This is a genomic window from Streptomyces djakartensis, assembly GCF_014651075.1.
Taxonomy (GTDB): Bacteria; Actinomycetota; Actinomycetes; order Streptomycetales; family Streptomycetaceae; genus Streptomyces; species Streptomyces djakartensis.
The window spans coordinates 83,409-101,387 of record NZ_BMWE01000021.1 but is presented as its reverse complement, the minus strand read 5'-3'; the positions used below and the strand labels follow the sequence as shown (position 1 = coordinate 101,387).

The following is a 17,979-nucleotide window of genomic DNA, read 5'->3' as shown; positions in this document are numbered from 1 at the left end:
GCCGGAGTACCGCAACTCGCGGACATCTCAGTGGCCACGCCCCGCCGCTCGGCGCACGGCTTCGATGAAGCGCCGTGCGGCGGGCGGCCCCGGCTCGCCCGGAGCGGGGTCCTGTTCGCCCAGGGTGAGCTGGTACCGCTTGCCGTTGAGATCCGCCGTGGCCCGGTCGTCCGGCCCGAACCAGGGCCTGGAGGCACGCACGGCCTGCACCGGCGCGCTGTCGATCTCACTGCCGTAGCTGGTCAGCAGCTCGAGCCGGCCGTCGCTGATCCGGACCTGCCCGGCCCGGGTGAGCGAACGCAGCCGCTTCCCGATGCGCACACCCGTGGCTCTGAACTCCGGCTCCGCCATGTCACCCGCCCCCTCGTGCGTGTCGGTGCACCGGTCGCGTCCGGTGCGGTACCCGGCGCAGACTCATGTCGTGAACCAGTGTGCCCGTCCGGTGCCTGACTCCCGCGATGCAGTCTGCCCCCCACTCCTTCTCGAGCGCCAGTGCAAGCGACCCCCTCTCCGGGGGGCGCCCGGAGCACACACCCAAGTGTGCCCCCCGGCGGCGCGCGCCCCCTTGCACCGGGTCCTGCCCCAGGGGGCGCTTTGGGGGGCTCAAAGGTGCGTTTATGCAGGTGAGGAGCGTGCGCAAGGTGTCTATGATCGGGGTGCCGGCCGCGCGACCCGTCGTCGGCGCGCAGCGTTAGGAGCCCGTCGTGAGCACTCCCCAGCAGACCCGGACCGGCGTGACCGTCGACGTCGACCACAGCGATGCCGCTTACCGTGCGTGGCTGAAAGAAGCCGTCCGCAGGGTACAGGCCGACGCCAACCGCTCGGCCGACACGCACCTGCTTCAGTTCCCCCTGCCCGAGCGGTGGGGCATCGACCTGTACCTGAAGGACGAGTCGACGCATCCCACCGGCAGCCTCAAGCACCGCCTGGCTCGCTCGCTCTTCCTCTACGGCCTGTGCAACGGCTGGATCCGGCCGGGCAGACCGGTGATCGAGGCCTCCAGTGGTTCGACGGCGGTCTCGGAGGCGTACTTCGCGAAGCTCATCGGCGTTCCCTTCATCGCCGTGATGCCGCGCACGACGAGCGCCGAGAAGATCCGCCTCATCGAGTTCCACTCCGGCCGGTGCCACTTCGTGGACGACCCCCGCACGATGTACGAGGAGTCCGCCCGTCTCGCGGCAGAGACCGGCGGCCACTACATGGACCAGTTCACCTACGCCGAACGGGCCACCGACTGGCGCGGCAACAACAACATCGCCGAGTCCATCTTCCGGCAGCTGCGCCTGGAGCGGTTCCCCGAGCCGGCGTGGATCGTCGCCACGGCGGGCACCGGCGGCACCTCCGCGACCCTCGCGCGCTACGTCCACTACATGCAGTACGACACCCGCGTCTGCGTCGCCGACCCCGAGAACTCGTGCTTCTTCGAGGGCTGGACCACCGGCGATCCGGACGTCACCTGCGACTGCGGCTCCCGCATCGAGGGCATCGGCCGCCCCCGTATGGAACCGAGCTTCGTGCCCGGCGCGATCGACCGGATGATGAAGGTGCCCGACGCGGCCAGCGTCGCCGCCGTACGGGCCCTGGAGCGCGCCATCGGCCGCAAGGCGGGCGGCTCGACGGGCACCGGCCTGTGGAGCGCGCTGAAGATCGTGGCGGAGATGGTGTCCGAGGGCCGGCGGGGGAGCGTCGTGACCCTGCTGTGCGACCCGGGGGACCGGTACCTCGACAAGTACTACTCGGACACCTGGCTGGCCGCCCAGGGCCTGGACATCGCGCCGTACACGGCCGCGATCGACTCGCTGCTGGAAACGGGCGTCTGGGCCGACTGAGGCGGGCCCACCGGCCCGGCGGATGCCACGGCGACGTCAGCCGCCGGTCCAGCGCCGTGACGACGTCCCGGAACGCGTGGGCCTGGGCGGTCCGGACCGGCTTCATGAACAGCCGGTACGCCGGCGTCCCGTCGGTCGCGAACGTCCACCGCACCCGGGTGCCGTCGCCCGCCGGCTCGAGCCGCCACTCCTCGACGATCGCCCGCACCCCGGGCACGTCGGTGAGATCGGCGCGACAGGCCTACACCCCGGGCTCCTCGGCCGCGATGATCGACTCACGGAACCGGGCGCCCCGAGGAGCCGGACACAGCGCTCCCTCCGGTCGCCGTCGCAAGGGCCTCGGCCACCAGCCCGGTACGTCCAGCAGGGCGCGGAAGACCGCCTCCACCGGAGCGGAGATCCAGCGCGAAGACGTGCCGTACGGGCGCTGCCTCGGTGAAGCCGAGTCCCACCGGGCGCAGACGGTGAGCCCTGGACGGAGCCCCCCTCGGTGAGGAAGCGGCGGTTGCCCGGCGGCGTCACCCTGGCTGGCAGCCCGTCAGATGTCCGTACCCTCGTCCTCGGGCTCTCCGGCCACCACCAGCCGCCGCAGGTGTTCCGTGACCACCCCGCGCGCCTCGTCCGGCAGACCGGCGTCCGTCACGAGCGTGTCGATCCGCTCCAGCGACGCGAACGAACTCAGGCCCACCTTGCCCCACTTGGTGTGGTCGGCGACCACCACCACCCGCCGGGCCGACTGCACGAGCCGCCGGTTCGTCTCCGCCTCCGCGAGGTTCGGCGTCGACAGGCCGGCCTCGACCGATATGCCGTGCACACCGAGGAACAGCAGGTCGAAGTGGAGCGCCGCGATCGCCTGGTCGGCCACGGGCCCCACCAGCGAGTCGGAGGGCGTGCGCACACCGCCGGTCAGTACGACCGTGGCCGCGCCCTGGCGTGGGCCCGAGGTGCGCTGCGCCGCGTGGAAGACGTCGGCCACCCGCACCGAGTTGGTGACCACCGTCAGGTCCGGCACGTCCAGCAACTGCTGCGCCAGCGCGAACGTCGTCGTACCGCCCGACAGGGCGATCGCCGCCCCCGGGGCGACCAGCTTGGCCGCGGCCCGTGCGATGTCCTCCTTGGCGGTCAGCTCCAGGCCCGACTTGGCCTCGAACCCCGGTTCGTGCGTACTCGCCTCGACCACCGGGACCGCGCCGCCGTGCACCTTCTCCAGCACGCCCTGCCGGGCGAGCGCGTCGAGGTCGCGGCGGACCGTCATGTCCGACACGCCGAGCTTGCGGGTCAGCTCGTTGACCCGGACTCCGCCCCGGCGGCGGACCTCGTCGAGGATCAGGGATCGCCGCTGCTCCGCGAGGAGGTTCTGATTCTCGCTCACGTACGCTCCGGTCCTTTCGCCCAATGCCGTCCGACACGCCCTGCACACCCGCCCCTTATAGGACATTCTCCCCGGGCTCCGGTGCGCGGACGCCCCATCCTCGCATGTCGCGGAGCCTGCGGCGCCACGGGTCGCTCGTCGCGCACATGCCACCCGTGACGCACCCGTGGCTCCGCCAGGTCACGGATCGGGAAGATTCCGTGACAGGAGGTGTGCACCACCCCGGAAGTGGAGATCCTGTGCCCGCACGGACAGAGCCGACGGCGTGTCACGGGGGAAGTGCGAAGAGTGGAACGTACGCGGGAACATGCGTCGACCGGCGGGCCGGAAAGACCCGCCGCGCGGCCCGGGGACACCGGGACCGCCCTGGAACTGCTGGTCCACGGCGTGGGCGGTACCACGCCGCAGGAGATGCTCGACGATCCGCGCACGGTGCGGATCACCGGCGACAACATCGCGGCCGTCTTCCGGCGCGCCGACGACGTCGACGCGGAGACCAACCCCGGCGCCCACCGCCGTGACGGACCGGTGCCCGAGGCCTACGTCTGGTGCAACCTCACCTCCGGCAACGGCACCCGCGCCCTGTGGCTGCTGCTGCTGCCGTTCATGGTCGTCAATCTCGCCCACTGGATGCGTCCCGCCGCCCGGGGCCGTCGCCGGACCGTGCGCCTGTACGGCCTCCTGGTGCGGCTCGCGGGGCTCAGCCTCACGGTGCTGCTCGTCGCGGCGGCCTGCGAGGTCGCCCTCGACCTGGCGGCCTGGCAGTGCGCGGGCACACGCGCGTGCGCGGAGCGCCACACCTGGCTGGGCTTCCTCTCTCCCACCGTCTCGGACGGCGGCTGGTGGAGCAGCCCCGGCCGCAGGCTCGCCCTCGCGTCCTTCGTTCCCACCGCACTGACCGTTCTGCTGTGGTACCTGTCCCGGCGCACCTGGAGCGACTACGAGTCCCAGCAGCCGCTCGCCCGCGATCCCGGGCCCGAGGACGACGCCGGCCCGACCGCCCTGGGCCGGCCCGGCTTCTGGTACGGACGCCGGCTGGTCGCCCGGCTGCGCGCCGCGCACACCGCCGCCGGGCTGGTCACGGTCGCCGCCGCGGTCGGCAGCGCCGCCGCCCGCCACGACCGCGAGCCCGGCGGCCCCGCCGTCCTCGACACCCTGGGCCTGCTCCTGGAGGCGGCCTTGGCGGCCTGCGCGGTCGCCGTGGTCTGGGTGGTGTGCCGCCGGGGCCGCAGCGAGCACCGGCTCGACAAGGAGCTCGACGAGCACGTCGTACGACGCCTGCCGCTCGTCGCGCTGGTGCTGCTCGCCCTGTCGCTGCTGTACGCCGGGTGGGAGCGCCCCGGGTGGGAGTCGTCCGGACGGCTGCCGGGCGACGCCACCTTCGGCGCGATCACCCTCGTGCAGGGGCTGCTGGTGACCGTCCTGGCCGTCGTCGCCCACGTCCTGCACCGCACCCGCCCCGACCGGCGGGCCGTGCTGCGCGGCCTCGGCGGACCGGCCGTCGCCATGCTGGCCTGCGCCCTCGGCGGAGTGATGTCCGGCGGCGTGTCCCAGCGCGTCTCCGACTGGCTGGACGGCACCGGCACGTCGATCGACGGCCCGCCGGTCCTGCTGACCTGGCAGGCCTCCGTGATCCCGCCGCTGATCCTGGTGCTGCTGGTGCTCTCCGGCTGGCTGGCCCACCGCGCCTGGCAGCTGGCCCGCGCCGAGCGCGAGGCGGTGGCCCGCGACTACCCGGACGAGGCCCAGGACCGCGCCCGCACCCGCCGCATCGCCTACGCCCGGGCCATGGCCGCGCTCACCGACCGGGGACCTCGTTTCGTCGCCGTCACCTCAGGCGTGACCCTGCTGCTGGGAGCCGGGGCCCTCGTGGGCGCCCTGACCACCGACGAAACACCGGGCGAGGCGGCGCGGGGCGCCTACCCGGTCGTCCACGGCGCCGCGGAGACCGCCGAGGCACTCGGCTCCTGGCTGATCGGCCTCGGCTTCATACTGTTCGTCACGTGGGGCCGCCGCGCCTACAAGGACGCCGCCGCACGCCGCACCATCGGCATCCTCTGGGACGTCGGCACCTTCTGGCCGCGAGCCGCCCACCCCTTCGCCCCGCCCTGCTACGCCGAGCGCGCCGTACCCGACCTGACCTGGCGGATCGCGACCTGGACCCGGGTCACCGGCGGACGGCTGGTCATCTCCGGGCACTCACAGGGCAGCGTCCTGGCCGCGGCGGCGGCCTGGCAACTCGCCCCCGCCACCCGCAGACGCGTCGCGCTGCTGACCTACGGCTCGCCGCTGGAACGCCTCTACGGCCGCTGGTTCCCGGCGCACTTCGGCCCGGCCGCACTCGGCTCCCTGCACCGGGAGGTCGACTGCTGGCGCAACCTGTACCGGCTCACCGATCCCATCGGCGGCCCGGTACGCCTGCCCGGCGACCGCGATCCGGGCGTCGACCACGGCCCGCTGATGGACCCTCTGGCGTACGGCCGCACCGACCTGCACCCGCTGCCCGCCCCGATCCTCGGCCACTCCGAGTACCAGGCCGACCCGTCGTTCGCCGAGGAGCGCCACAAGCTGCTGGCCCGGCTGCGACCGGACCTGCCGGCACCGCGCGACGAGCCCGAGCCGCCCGCCGCGTAGGGGGGTCAGGACAGCTCGGGCAGGTCCTCGGCGTAGAGCAGCGTCAGATCGTCCTTGCTCGGCTCGGCGAACTGGGCGACCCGGCTCGCGTGCCGCTCGACCATCGCCTCGAAGGTCTGCCGCGCGGTACGGCCGTTGCCGAACGCCGGGCCCTTGGGGATCTTTGTGAAGTACTCCCCGAGGGCCTCGGCCGCGCCCGGTGCCAGCCGGTACTCGTGCTCCTCGGCCTGCTGTTCCACGATCCGCAGCAAATCCTCCGGGCCGTAGTCGCTGAAGGTGATGGTGCGTGAGAAACGGGAGGCCACCCCGGGGTTGACCGACAGGAAGCGCTCCATCTCGGCCGTGTAGCCCGCGACGATGACCACCACGGCGTCCCGGTGGTCCTCCATGAGCTTCACCAGCGTGTCGATGGCCTCCTTGCCGAAGTCGCGCCCGGCGTCCTCCGGGGACAGCGCGTACGCCTCGTCGATGAACAGCACGCCGCCGCGCGCCTTCTCGAAGGCCTCCTGCGTCCGGATCGCGGTCGAGCCGATGTGCTCGCCGACCAGGTCGACCCGGGACACCTCGACCAGATGCCCCTTCTCCAGCACACCGAGGGAGGCGAGGATCTCGCCGTACAGGCGGGCGACCGTCGTCTTGCCGGTGCCGGGAGAGCCGGTGAAGACCAGGTGCCGCTTGACCGACGCCGCCTTCAGGCCCGCCGCCTGCCGGCGCCGGCCGACCTCGATCATGTCGGTGAGGGCCCGCACCTCGCGCTTGACGCTCTCCAGGCCCACCAGCGCGTCCAGTTCACCGAGCACGTCCTTGGACGTGCGGGCCGGCTGCTCGGGCTCCGCGACCGGAGCCGGAGGCGGGAGCACCGGTTCGGCGCGCTGTCCCGGGAGCGCGCCCAGCAGGCCGGGGGAGTGGCTGACCGTCTGCACGGCTGTCTCCCGCGCCGCGGACGCCCGCAGCTCCGCGCTCTCGTCGCTGGTGCACTCCTCGACCAGGGGGCCCGCCCCGGACGCCGCGTCCGCGCCGCTGTCCGCGAACTCGTAACCGCCCCGCGCGCACCGCTCCGTGCGGCACTTGCGCAGCGTCGTCCGGCTGCCGTCGATCACATGGAAGCCGTAGCCGCCACTGTCCGTCACCCGGCAGTTCTGGAAGCTGCCGCGGCCGCCGGCCGAGACGTAGACTCCCGCCTCCACCGGCGAGTCGATCGTGCACCGCTCCACGGCGGGGTCGGCGCCCTTGGTGACGATCACCCCGGTCTGGTTTCCGGCCAGGGTGCAGTTGCTGAGCGTGCCGCCGCTGCCGTGGTCACGGAACCAGGCGCCCGTCGCCGCGTCCCTGATCCGGCAGTCGTCGAGCTGCGCGGTCGCGCCGTCGCTCACCGACACGGCCGTGTTGCGCACCTGCGACAGGTCGCTGTCGACGACGTCCGCGCGCGAGCCGCGGTCGAGGACGAACAGGGCGTCCGGGACGTCGTGCACCCGGCACGAGTCGAGCACCGCCGTGGCTCCGTCGCTCACCCACACCGCCGGGTAGTCACCCGTGCTGTCGAAGATCTCGCACTGGTTGGCGTCCACGCGGGTGCCCGGGTCCCACACCGACAGGCCGTTGCGGCCGAACCGCCGCACCGTGGTGCGGGTCAGCGTGAGAACGGAGCGGGACCGCAGGTCGACCGCGTTCTCCGGGATGTCGTGGATGCGGCAGTCGGCGAGCGTCAGCACGGCGTCCGTGTCGAGGGTGACACCGTCGGCCGTCGTGCGGTGCACATCGCAGTCCGTGAGGTGCGCGGTGGCCCCGCCCGTCACCTGCACGCCGCTGCCCCGGACCTCGTAGACCTCACAGCCCACCGCCTCCAGTGCCGAGTTCTCCCCGGTCGCCGACAGGCCCGAGCCCGAGGCGTGGTGCACCCGGCAGCGCTCCAGCCGGGGATGGGCGCCGCCCCGTACCGCCACACCCGACTGTCCGGCCGCGACGACCTCGCACTCCTCGAACACCCCGCCCGCGCCGTCGAGTACGGCGATGCCGACGCCCGCCGGGTTGTCGACCGCGCAGCGCCGGACCGTGGGCCGGGCACTGCCACGCACCTCGATCCCGGCGGCCGACCGCGTGACGACGCGTACGTTGGTCAGCTCCGGGGTGCCTTCCTCCACCAGCACGGCCGGGGCGGCCGCGTCCTGGCCCTCCACATGCAGGTCCTGGACCACCGCGGAGGCGCGCACGGTCAGCGGCACCCCGTCCACGGGTGCGATCCGCACCGAGCCGGGGGAGCCCTCGGGGCCGCGCAGGGTCACCGCGCGCTGCACGACGAGGTTCTCCCGGTAGGTGCCGGGGGCGACGGTGAGCACGTCCCCGTCGGCCGCGGCCTCCAGGGCGGCACCGAGCGATGCGTACTCACCCGTGCGGCGCCGCCACCGCGACGTGCCGCTGTGCGTCACCTGGACCGTGCCCTGTGCCATGGTGTAGCTGTGCCCCCACCTCGGTCGTACTGATGGCTCGTTAGCCCTCGGGACGCGTCCGCCGATGCCGGAGCCACCACCGCGCCCGGCCCTTCAGGGCTCGCGCGCACACGGGCTCGCCACCGGCGCGTCCCTCCTGCTCGCTCGCGCGCGGGTTGTGCCGAACGGTTCGGCCGGACCACCGTAGCGTGCGCGCGGGCGGTGGGTTGACCAGAGCCGGAAGGCCGTTCAGCTGCCGGTGCCCGTCCTGCCCCAGTCCGGGCCGGCCTTGTCCCATGCCTGGTCCCAACGGGCGTACCGGCGGCGGACCATGCGCCAGACGATCAGCCGCCTGCCGCCCTCGACGAGACCTCCGGCCGCGAGGGCCGCGCCGAAGCCGGCGAGGACCGCGTGCGTCGACGCTGTCGTGGAGTCGAGCGGGCGGGCCACCATCCGGCCGTGCCGGTCGGTCCATATGTGGAACCGGTCGCCCTGCCGCGGGTCCTTGAGGCTCGCCAGGACCGCGCCCTGGTGCGCGGTGCCGTCCGGCGCGGTCCAGTGGGCGAGGACGCGGTTGCGCACATCCCGGCCCGTGGAGGTCTCCGGGTCGGCGTCCAGCGGGGAGCGGTCCAGCTTGCGGACCACGGTGGCCGTCACCTCGTGCCGGGCCTGGTGCTGTTCGCGGACGGAGCGCTGGAGGGCGTCCTGCGCGGCGCTCCCGACGAGGGAGCCGGCCAGCGGGACGGCCAGGAGGATCAGCACCAGGGCGGCCAACGCCACCCAGGCCTCGGCCAGATCGGTCGCCCGGCACAGCGGATTGCGCCGCCAGCGCCAGAGCCCCCTGATCGCTCGCACCGCCCGCACCCCCTTCCCGCTCCGTGATAACCCCCGACGGAGGCGCTCACGTGCCAACCCCGGCGAAGAGAGAGCCACATCATCTCTCCTCGGCGGCCCTCATGGACTTCTCACACAACGCCAACGCCTGGCCCCGCGGTGTGGTTCCCGCTCGGTCACGGCCCCTTTCCGGCCGGGGCTACAGCTACCCGAGGATCCTGACCGGGTCCCCGACCCGGATCGTGCCCTCGGACAGGGGCACCAGGTTCTGCCCGAAGACCAGCTTTCCGCGCTGCCGCCGGTGCTGCGCCAGGCTGTGCAGGGGCTCGCGGCCACGCTCGCCCGAGCTCTGGTCGGTCGTGGTCACCACACACCGGCCGCAGATCTTGGCGACACGGAAGGGCACCTCCCCGACGGTGAGCCGCGACCAGCCGTCCTCGGCCCACGCGTCGGTGCCCGCCACGACCACGTTCGGGCGGAAGCGGTTCATCGGCAACGGCCCCTCGTCCGCGTGGTCACCCTGTGCGATCAGCGCGTTGAGGGCGTCGAGCGAGGCTGTCGTCGTGAGCAGCAGCGGATAGCCGTCGGCGAAGGAGACGGTCTCGCCGGGCCGCGCGTATTCCGGGTCGACGGGCCGGCGTACGGCCGGGTCGTCCATGTGCACCAGGCGTACGCCGGTGCCGAGGTAGGCGCTGCACCAGGCGTGCGCGGCCGGGTCCTCGGCCGGGACGGCCTCGACCTTGTCGCGGAAGATCTCCACCGGCACCCTGCCGAACGGCCGGGGCACGGACACCGTCAGCGGTTCCATACCGGGCGCGGACAGCCGGACGCCGCCACCCGGCAGGAGCTCGGCGGCGGCGAGCGCGAGGCGCGGCTGCTGGCGTTGCGTGAGAACCCTTCCCCCGTCGTCGATCATCATCCAGCGCCGGTCACCGGCCAGCCCCCAGGGCTCCACGGCGGCCTCCCGGGGCGCCAGGCCCCGGAGCGCCTTGACCGGATGAACGTGGATCGACTGCAGGTGTGGGTTCTCCATGGGGCCATCGTGCCAGCCGGCACCGACAGCCCCCGGGAGGCGGCTCAGTAACCGCGGTACTGCTGGTTGCCGTACGGGTCCTGAGGGGAGGCCGGGGCCGGGCGGGCAGCCGCGGGGCGCATCGCCTCGTAGCCCGCGCCGGGTGCCGCCGGACGCGGCTGCTGCGGCTGGGGGCCGGGGTAGCCGCGCGGCGCGGTGGCCTGCTGCGGGATGTACGCCGCGGGCGCCTGCTGGAGCGGGGCGGGCTGCTGTGTCTGCGGATAACCGTAGGCGGGCTGGGACGGGGCGGCCGGCAGCGCGGGCAGCGCCGACGGCAGGGCGGGCAGGCTGCTGCCCGGCGTGTCGTACTGAGCGGGAACCCGGATCGGGGCGATCTGCGGGGTGCCCCGCTCGGCGACGAGCTTGTCGTAGATCGGGGTGTCCGGGAAGGAGGCGGAGTAGTAGCCGCCGCCGAAGGTGGAGCGGGGGGAGGTCATGGCACATAAGTTAAGCCAACGATGTGCTGGTTGGGGAGACCGATAAGAGGGTTGTTTTCCGTTCCCGCCGTGACCCGGGATCCCTAATGCGAGCGAACTCGGCAAAAAAGGGCGCGGACCAGGGTTCTGATCGTGTAAAGGCCGAGTTCCGGGCGGGTTACCCGTGGTGGCCCCCCGTCTTCCGCAGGCCGTCGCATGGGAGTTCGCCGCGGGGAGGAATAGGTTGTGCGGCAGCACTCGACGTAACTCGACGGGCGACCGGGACCGGCCCGGCGCGGTGCCTCGCAACGGGGGCGGACATGCAAATGGTGAAAGGTTCAAACACTTTGGTGCCCACCGCGGCGCTGCGGGTGGAATTGGGCTGGCGCACCGGCCCCGGGGTGCCCGACGCCGACGCCTCCGCTTTGCTGCTGGTCCGCGGAAAGGTCCGCTCCGACGCGGACTTCGTCTTCTACAACCAGCCGGCGCACTCCTCCGGCGCGATCCGGCACGAGGGCAAGCGGAACACCGGCGGCCGGGTCGCGGACACGCTCCTCGTCGACCTCACGCGCGTGGAGCCCGAGGTCGAGACGGTCGTCCTCGCCGCCTCCGCCGACGGCGGCACGTTCGGTCAGGTCCCGGGGCTGTACATCGAGCTCCGGGACCCGGCCCGGGGCGACACCCCGGTGGCCCGCTTCGACAACCCGGGCGCCGGCACGGAAACCGCGTTCGTCCTGGGCGAGTTCTACCGCCGCCAGGGCGCCTGGAAGTTCCGTGCCGTCGGACAGGGGTACAGCAGCGGACTCGAAGGGCTGGCCAGGGACTACGGCATCACCGTGGACGAGCCGCAGCACGCGGCCCCGGATCCTGCCCCGGCTCCGGTGACCGCGCCGCCCGCACCGGTCCGCCTCACCAAGGTGACGCTCACCAAGGCGGCCCCGTCCGTGTCGCTCACCAAGCAGGGCGGAACCTCCGGCGTCCTGCGCGTGAACCTCAACTGGCGGGCACGCAAGCGGTTCTCGGGGTGGAGCGGCAAGGCCGGCCGCCCGGCCGCGATGGATGCCGGCCCCGACCTCGACCTGTGCGCGCTGTACGAACTCACCGACGGCAGCAAGGGCGTCGTACAGGCCCTCGGCAACGCCTTCGGAGCGCTGCACCGGCCCCCGTACATCCATCTCGACGGCGACGACCGCACGGGCGCGGCGGCGACCGGTGAGAACCTCACCGTCAATCTCGACCACAAGGAGGCCCTCCGGCGCGTCCTCGTCTTCGTCACCATCTACGAGGGCGCCGGTTCCTTCGCCGGCCTCAACGCCACCGTCACCCTCCAGCCGCAGCACGGCGCCCCGGTCGACTTCTCCCTCGACGAGTGCACCGTCCCCTCGACCGTGTGCGCACTCGCCCTGATCACCAACACCGGCGGCGACCTGGTCGTCCGGCGCGAGGCCCGCTACCTGGTGCCCGAGCGCGGAGTGAGCCCGCAGCGGACCGTCGACCACGCCTACGGATGGGGCATGAACTGGACCCCCGGCCGCAAATGACCCCTCCCGGCGGCCGTCAGCCCTCGCCGGGCACCGAGTCCGGACGCGCGTAGGTGCGGCCCTTCCAGGCCGCGCCCCGTCCCCGGTGGTGCCGCACCGCCGAGTCGACCGTCATGAGGAGATAGAGGAACGCGGTGAACGGCAGCAGGGGAGCGAGCCACGACGGCTGCCGGTAGTAGCGGAGCATCGGAACGTAGGTCCCCGTCATGACGAGCCACGCCAGCGCGCCGATGACCGCCGCCGCCGTGTCCCCCGTCACCAGGCCGGCCCCCAGGGCCGCGGGCGGCACCAGGTACACCAGCGCCAGCCCGGCGACCGTCCCGGCCAGCAGCAGGGGACTGTGCCGCAATTGCGCGTACGCGCTGCGCGACACCATCCGCCACAGGTCTCCCGGTCGCGGATACGGCCGCACACTGTCCACCCGGTCGGCGAGCCCCAGCCACACCCGGCCGCCGCCCCGCTTGACGGCCCGCGCGAGCGCCACGTCGTCGATCACGGCGTGCCGGATCACGTCCGGCACACGGGCCCGCTCGGCGGCGTCCGCCCGCAGCAGGACACAGCCACCTGCCGCGGCCGCCGTCCGCGTCCCCTTCCCGCCGATCCGGCGGAAGGGGTAGAGCTGCGCGAAGAAGTAGACGAAGGCCGGCACGACGAGCCTTTCCCAGATGCTCTCCACCCGCAGCCGGGCCATCTGGGAGACGAGGTCGTACCCCCCGGCACGGGCCGCGGCCACCAGCTCCCGCAGGCTGTCCGGCGCGTGCGCGATGTCGGCGTCCGTCAGCAGCAGGTACTCGGGGTCCCGTGCGCTTGCCAGGCCCATACCGTGGCGCACCGCCCACAGCTTGCCGGTCCAGCCCGCGGGCGGCTCTCCCGGCGAATCCACGGTCAGCGGCAGCCCGCCGTGCCGGCGCGCCAGCTCGCGTGCCAGGTCACCGGTGCCGTCCGCGCTGCCGTCGTCGACGAGGAAGATCTCCGCCCGTCCCGGATAGTCCTGCCGCAGCAGCGACGGCAGCGCGGCGGGAAGCACCGCCGCCTCGTCGCGTGCCGGGACGACGACGCACACGTCCGGCCACACGTCCGGCTCCACGCGCGGTGGCAGCCGCACATCCGTGCGCCAGAAGAAGCCCTGGCAGAGCAGCAGCCACAGCCACGCGAGAAGTGATCCAGCGGCGGTCCACACAACGGCGCTCACACGCGTGAGTCTGCCCCACCGGACCTGCCCCCGGCGGCTCATCGTCTATCGTGACCGGGTGAAGATCGCGCTCATGGACTCCGGAATCGGTCTGCTGGCGGCCACCGCCGCGGTACGGCGGCTGCGCCCCGACGCCGATCTCGTGCTCTCCCTGGACCCCGACGGCATGCCGTGGGGCCCGAGGACCCCGCAGGATCTGACCGAGCGTGCCCTGGCCGTCGCCGAGGCGGCAGCCGCGCACCGCCCCGACGCCCTGATCGTCGGCTGCAACACCGCGACCGTGCACGCGCTCACCGCCCTGCGGGCCCGCTTCGAGCCGGAGCTTCCGGTCATCGGCACCGTCCCGGCGATCAAGCCGGCCGCGGCCGGCGGCGGGCCCCTCGCCATCTGGGCCACCCCGGCCACCACCGGCAGCCCCTACCAGCACAACCTGATCCGGGACTTCGCCGACGGCGTGCCCGTCACGGAGGTGCCCTGCTGGGGGCTCGCCGAGGCCGTCGAGCACGCGGACGAGCCGGCGATCGACGCGGCCCTCTCCGCCGCGGCCGCCCTGACACCCGACGAGGTGACCACGGTCGTCCTGGGCTGCACCCACTACGAGCTGGTGGCCGAGCGCATCCGGGCCGCCGTCCAGCGCCCCGGCCGGCCGCCCCTCGTGCTGCACGGCTCAGCGGGCGCCGTGGCCGCCCAGGCCCTGCGCCGGCTGGGCGAGCAGCCCCAGCCGTCGGCCGCCCCCCACGGCACGCTGACCGTGCTGCTCAGCGGACGCGAGGGCACACTGCCCGCGCCGGCCCTGGCGTACGGCGAAGGGCGGCTGCTCCGGGCGGCCACGCCCGCCGGCTGACCGGCTCGGGTCACCGACGGCCGTCGGCGAGCCGGGGTGGCCCTCGCCGCCCCGGCCGGCGCAGTCACGCTCCGCCACCAGGTACCAGCGGAGCGAAACCTGAGTAACCTCATATGCATGAGGGACCACGCCCACGGCGAGAACGCCTCCCACCAGCACCCCGACGTCTGGACCGGACGGGCCACCAACCGGGTCCAGTGGCTGCTGGCACTCATCGGCGCCGCCTGCATGGCGCTGGGCATCGAGCTGGCCGTCGACTCGGCGTGGACGTCCGGCAGCGCTCCGCTCGTCATGGCCGTCGTCGGGTGCATCGCCGCCGGTCTGCTGGTCCTCTTCGGGACGCTCGCCTTCGTGCACGTCGCCCTCAAGGTCGACAAGGAGCACCTGGAGGTGCGCTGCGGCCACATCGGACTGCCCCGGCGCCGCATCCCGCTCTCCCACGTGGTCGGCGCCTCCTACACCTCGCACGTCACCCCCCGCCACTGGGGCGGCTGGGGCTACCGGTGGCGGCCCGAGAAGGGCACCGCTGTGGTCGTACGACGGGGTGAGGGCGTCGTGCTGGAAATGTGGGACGGACACACCTTCACGATCACGGTGGACGACGCGGAAGCGGCCGTGCGGGAGATCGAGGCGCGGCTGGGCCCCACGAAGCCGCCGAGTGCCCCCGCGCACTGAGCGGCCCGGGTCCTGACCGCACGGTGATCCCACCCGGCCCGCCGGGTGGGATCACCGTGCGGGAGCGCGGCCGGCGCCCCGCGGGCGCGTGCCCGGCGCGTGGCGCGGCGGCTCGTCGGTCAGGGGGCGGGCCGTTGCCGTGCCCGCCAGCAGGCCCGCGCCCACGGACACCGCTGTGAAGCTCAGCGCGTTGCCGATCGCGGCGATGGCCGCGAGCGCCGTCAGGGCCGAGCCGGCGGTGAGCACCACCGGCGTCGGACGCGGCCCGCGCCACAGCGCGAACAGCATCCAGCCGAACGCCGCCGCCAGCAGGGCCAGCCCCACGGTGCCCTGTTCGGCGGCCTGCTGGAGCGGCGCCGAATGAGGTTTGCCGTCGGACAGCAGGGACTGCGCGGACGTGGCGCTCAGCTCTCCGAAGCGCCCCGGGCCCACGCCCATGACGATGTCACCGCGCAGCAGGTGCCACGCGTCCTGCCACAGCTGTACGCGGTGCGGCGTCAGCCGCCCCTCCAGAGCTGCCACGAACCCGCCAGGTACCGCACGCGCGGCTACCGCCCAGGTCAGGCCGGTCACCAGGGCGGCGACCGCGGCCAGCACGGCGAGGCCGGCGCCGCGGTGACGGGTGTGTCCGGCGGCCAGCGAGCACAGCAGTACCGCGAGACAGGTGACACAGCCGGTGGCCGAGCCGAGGGCCGCGGCCAGCACCGCGGTCCCAGCGGCCAGCAGACGCAGGGCGATCCGGGTGGCCGGCACCGGAGCGGCCCAGGCCGCGCAGCACGCGGCAGCGGCCGACAGCGTCAGCACCGCCGCGGTGGCTCCGGCATGCCCCAGCGGCGTGGTGATCTGCGGGCCCGGAGCGAGATGCGGCACGGCCACCGTCAGGCCGATACCGGCCAGCGCCCCGGCGAAGGGCAGCCCCACCGGCAGCAGCGCCCCGCCGATCCGCCCGGCGGCGTATCCGGCCGCGACGGCCAGCACCGCGAGAAGCACACCCTCGGGCCGGCCGTCGTGCACCGTCGCCGCGATCAGCGACCAGCCGGCGCAGACCCCCAGCACCACGACGCCCGCCGCGTCGGAAGCAACACGTCTCTCACCGTCCGCGCCCGGTTCGGACGCAGACGTCATCCCGCTGGAACCCACCCCGCCCCGCCCCCCGCGCACCACGTCGCCCCGACCTGTGAAAACCCGGGCCGCGCAGGCCGCCACCGGCCCGCGCGACTGAAACTGCGGGACACCGTAGCCGCTGGTGGACGGTTTGTGGATGTCTGGTGACGAAATGAGCAGGAACGTTGTTGCTGGGACGTTCCGCGCGGACGGGAGACCCGCCGGGGGGGGGGGGGGAGAGCAGGGGCCGTGGCGTCGGCGGGCCGCGCGGCCGGCCCGAGGGCCTCGCTTTCCGGCGCCGAGGTCACTCGCCGTACACTCCGGGAGTGACCGTCACCGCAACCCCCGTCGGCGAGTCGGGCCAGCTGGAGCCGCGGACCGCGCTCGGCGCGCGGTCCTGGACCCGGCGGCTGGTACGCCTCGTTCCCGCCGCCGCAGCCGCCCTCTCCGGCCTGCTTCTGTACGTCAGTTTCCCGCCGCGCACCCTGTGGTGGCTGGCCGTGCCGGCCTTCGCCGTCTTCGGCTGGGTGCTGCGCGGCCGGGGCTGGAAGGCGGGGCTCGGCCTCGGTTACCTCTTCGGGCTCGGCTTCCTGCTGCCGCTGCTGGTGTGGACCGGAGTGGAGGTCGGCCCAGGGCCCTGGCTCGCCCTGGTCGCCATCGAGGCGATCTTCGTCGCGCTGGCGGGTGCGGGTGTCGCCGCCGTGTCGAAGCTGCCCGGACGGCCGGTGTGGGCGGCCGCCGTGTGGGTCGCCGGCGAGGCGGTGCGCGCGCGCCTGCCGTTCGACGGCTTCCCCTGGGGGAAGATCGCGTTCGGGCAGGCCGACGGCGTGTTCCTGCCGCTCGTGGCGGTGGGCGGCACCCCGGTGCTCGGCTTCGCGGTGGTCCTGTGCGGCTTCGGACTCCACGAGTCCGTGCGCCTGGCTCTGGAACGGCGCACCACCGGCGTCGTGCGGCTCGCGGCGTCCGCTGTCGCCGTGCTGAGCCTGGGCGCCCCGGTCCTCGGGGCGCTCGCCGCCCGGACGCTGGTCAGCGACGAGGCCGAGGACGGCAGCGTGACCGTCGCGGCGATCCAGGGCAACGTGCCCCGCGCTGGCCTCGATTTCAACGCCCAGCGGCGGGCCGTGCTCGACTACCACGCGCGGGAGACCGAACGCCTGGCCGCGGAGGTCAAGGCCGGCAAGGTCGCCCGGCCCGACGTCGTGCTGTGGCCGGAGAACTCCTCCGACATCGACCCCTTCGCCAACCCCGACGCCCGCGCCGTGATCGACAGGGCGGCCAGGGCCATCGGCGTACCCGTCTCGGTCGGCGGCGTCGTCGAGCGGGACGGCAAGCTGTACAACGAGCAGATCCTGTGGGACCCGGCGAAGGGCCCCGTCGACACCTACGACAAGCGTCAGATCCAGCCGTTCGGCGAGTACCTGCCCCTGCGCTCGCTCATCGGCGCGATCAACGAGAACTGGACGGCGATGGTCCGCCAGGACTTCAGCCGGGGCACCGAGCCGGGTGTGTTCACCATGGACGGCGCCGAGGTCGGCCTCGTCACCTGCTACGAGGCGGCCTTCGACTGGACCGTCCGCTCCGAGGTCACCGACGGCGCCCAGATGATCTCCGTGCCGAGCAACAACGCCACCTTCGACCGCAGCGAGATGACCTACCAGCAGCTCGCCATGTCCCGCGTGCGCGCGGTGGAGCACAGCCGGACCGTGGCCGTGCCGGTGACCAGCGGCGTCAGCGCGATCATCATGCCGGACGGGAAGATCACGCAGCGGACCGGCATGTTCGTGGCCGACTCGCTCGTGCAGAAGGTGCCGCTGCGGTCCTCGCAGACCCCGGCCACGCGGCTCGGCGTGCTGCCGGAGATCGCGCTCGTGCTGGTCGCGGCCGGCGGACTCGGCTGGGCCGTGGGCGCCGGGCTGCGCGGGCGACGCGCCGGTGACGTGTAGCGGTACGCCGGGGGCAGGCCGCCTGAAACCCGCCAGGGCGGCGGAACCCGGCCCTTAGGGGTCCTTTCACTATGCCCGTCCGGGTCGGACGCTCATA

Annotated in this window: 14 protein-coding genes and 1 pseudogene; 6 read left to right on the top strand and 9 right to left on the bottom strand. The window is 73.6% G+C overall.

Going from position 1 to position 17,979, the window contains the following annotated elements; genetic code table 11:
* Positions 1-27: 27 nt before the first annotated feature.
* Positions 28-351 carry a hypothetical protein gene (locus IE212_RS28750; RefSeq protein ID WP_190200885.1) on the bottom strand — a complete coding sequence of 108 codons (324 nt, stop codon included), beginning with the start codon at positions 349-351 and terminating at the stop codon, positions 28-30.
* A gap of 353 nt (positions 352-704) precedes the next feature.
* Here IE212_RS28750 and cds1 point away from each other — a divergent pair, with 353 nt between their 5' ends.
* Positions 705-1,829 (top strand): L-cysteine desulfhydrase Cds1, encoded by a 1,125-nt coding sequence (cds1, locus tag IE212_RS28745; protein WP_190200884.1) that lies wholly within the window; start codon positions 705-707, stop codon positions 1,827-1,829.
* A gap of 31 nt (positions 1,830-1,860) precedes the next feature.
* Here the strand turns inward: cds1 and IE212_RS28740 are convergent.
* A pseudogene (locus IE212_RS28740) lies at positions 1,861-2,290 on the bottom strand (SRPBCC family protein); the annotation flags it as partial.
* A gap of 77 nt (positions 2,291-2,367) precedes the next feature.
* Complete coding sequence (locus IE212_RS28735) at positions 2,368-3,201, bottom strand: DeoR/GlpR family DNA-binding transcription regulator (protein ID WP_190200883.1); 834 nt, start codon at positions 3,199-3,201, stop codon at positions 2,368-2,370.
* Between the two features lie 288 nt (positions 3,202-3,489).
* Between IE212_RS28735 and IE212_RS28730 the strand changes: the two genes are divergently transcribed.
* The gene (locus tag IE212_RS28730; protein ID WP_190200882.1) at positions 3,490-5,835 is read left to right on the top strand and encodes a hypothetical protein; all 2,346 of its coding nucleotides are present in this window, start codon (positions 3,490-3,492) and stop codon (positions 5,833-5,835) included.
* Between the two features lie 5 nt (positions 5,836-5,840).
* On the opposite strand, the gene IE212_RS28725 is transcribed toward IE212_RS28730, so the two are convergent.
* The 4 genes from IE212_RS28725 to IE212_RS28710 form a co-directional block, all read right to left on the bottom strand.
* Positions 5,841-8,282 (bottom strand): right-handed parallel beta-helix repeat-containing protein, encoded by a 2,442-nt coding sequence (locus IE212_RS28725; protein WP_190200881.1) that lies wholly within the window; start codon positions 8,280-8,282, stop codon positions 5,841-5,843.
* A 228-nt stretch (positions 8,283-8,510) separates the two neighbouring features.
* Positions 8,511-9,116: an Rv1733c family protein gene (locus tag IE212_RS28720; protein ID WP_190200880.1), complete on the bottom strand. Its 606-nt coding sequence runs from the start codon at positions 9,114-9,116 to the stop codon at positions 8,511-8,513.
* A 184-nt stretch (positions 9,117-9,300) separates the two neighbouring features.
* A complete protein-coding gene (locus IE212_RS28715) occupies positions 9,301-10,128 on the bottom strand; it encodes an MOSC domain-containing protein (protein ID WP_190200879.1) in 828 nt (275 codons plus the stop codon).
* A gap of 44 nt (positions 10,129-10,172) precedes the next feature.
* Positions 10,173-10,604 (bottom strand): DUF6643 family protein, encoded by a 432-nt coding sequence (locus IE212_RS28710; protein ID WP_190200878.1) that lies wholly within the window; start codon positions 10,602-10,604, stop codon positions 10,173-10,175.
* A 305-nt stretch (positions 10,605-10,909) separates the two neighbouring features.
* On the opposite strand from IE212_RS28710, the gene IE212_RS28705 reads away from it, so the two are divergent.
* Entirely contained in the window at positions 10,910-12,124 is a 1,215-nt protein-coding gene (locus IE212_RS28705; RefSeq protein ID WP_190200877.1) for a TerD family protein, read from the top strand.
* Between the two features lie 16 nt (positions 12,125-12,140).
* Here IE212_RS28705 and IE212_RS28700 read toward each other — a convergent pair whose 3' ends face one another.
* Positions 12,141-13,358: a glycosyltransferase gene (locus IE212_RS28700; RefSeq protein ID WP_190200876.1), complete on the bottom strand. Its 1,218-nt coding sequence runs from the start codon at positions 13,356-13,358 to the stop codon at positions 12,141-12,143.
* 16 nt (positions 13,359-13,374) lie between these two features.
* Here IE212_RS28700 and IE212_RS28695 point away from each other — a divergent pair, with 16 nt between their 5' ends.
* Together IE212_RS28695 and IE212_RS28690 are read left to right on the top strand one after the other, a co-directional pair.
* Positions 13,375-14,160: a glutamate racemase gene (locus IE212_RS28695; RefSeq protein ID WP_190200875.1), complete on the top strand. Its 786-nt coding sequence runs from the start codon at positions 13,375-13,377 to the stop codon at positions 14,158-14,160.
* 117 nt (positions 14,161-14,277) lie between these two features.
* Complete coding sequence (locus IE212_RS28690; protein WP_190200874.1) at positions 14,278-14,835, top strand: hypothetical protein; 558 nt, start codon at positions 14,278-14,280, stop codon at positions 14,833-14,835.
* 51 nt (positions 14,836-14,886) lie between these two features.
* Here IE212_RS28690 and IE212_RS28685 read toward each other — a convergent pair whose 3' ends face one another.
* Positions 14,887-15,960 carry an O-antigen ligase family protein gene (locus tag IE212_RS28685; RefSeq protein WP_190200873.1) on the bottom strand — a complete coding sequence of 358 codons (1,074 nt, stop codon included), beginning with the start codon at positions 15,958-15,960 and terminating at the stop codon, positions 14,887-14,889.
* 305 nt (positions 15,961-16,265) lie between these two features.
* Here IE212_RS28685 and lnt point away from each other — a divergent pair, with 305 nt between their 5' ends.
* Positions 16,266-17,882, top strand: coding sequence for an apolipoprotein N-acyltransferase (gene lnt, locus IE212_RS28680; protein WP_190200872.1), 1,617 nt, complete (start codon positions 16,266-16,268; stop codon positions 17,880-17,882).
* The last annotated feature ends 97 nt before the right edge of the window (positions 17,883-17,979 follow it).

Excerpts from the sequence above, each read along its gene's own strand:
- IE212_RS28690 (WP_190200874.1), top strand. The coding sequence starts at position 14,278 with ATGAGGGACCACGCCCACGGCGAGAACGCCTCCCACCAGCACCCCGAC.
- IE212_RS28750 (WP_190200885.1), bottom strand. The coding sequence starts at position 351 with ATGGCGGAGCCGGAGTTCAGAGCCACGGGTGTGCGCATCGGGAAGCGG.
- IE212_RS28700 (WP_190200876.1), bottom strand. The coding sequence starts at position 13,358 with ATGAGCCGCCGGGGGCAGGTCCGGTGGGGCAGACTCACGCGTGTGAGC.
- IE212_RS28705 (WP_190200877.1), top strand. The coding sequence starts at position 10,910 with ATGGTGAAAGGTTCAAACACTTTGGTGCCCACCGCGGCGCTGCGGGTG.
- IE212_RS28715 (WP_190200879.1), bottom strand. The coding sequence starts at position 10,128 with ATGGAGAACCCACACCTGCAGTCGATCCACGTTCATCCGGTCAAGGCG.
- IE212_RS28710 (WP_190200878.1), bottom strand. The coding sequence starts at position 10,604 with ATGACCTCCCCCCGCTCCACCTTCGGCGGCGGCTACTACTCCGCCTCC.
- IE212_RS28685 (WP_190200873.1), bottom strand. The coding sequence starts at position 15,960 with ATGACGTCTGCGTCCGAACCGGGCGCGGACGGTGAGAGACGTGTTGCT.
- IE212_RS28725 (WP_190200881.1), bottom strand. The coding sequence starts at position 8,282 with ATGGCACAGGGCACGGTCCAGGTGACGCACAGCGGCACGTCGCGGTGG.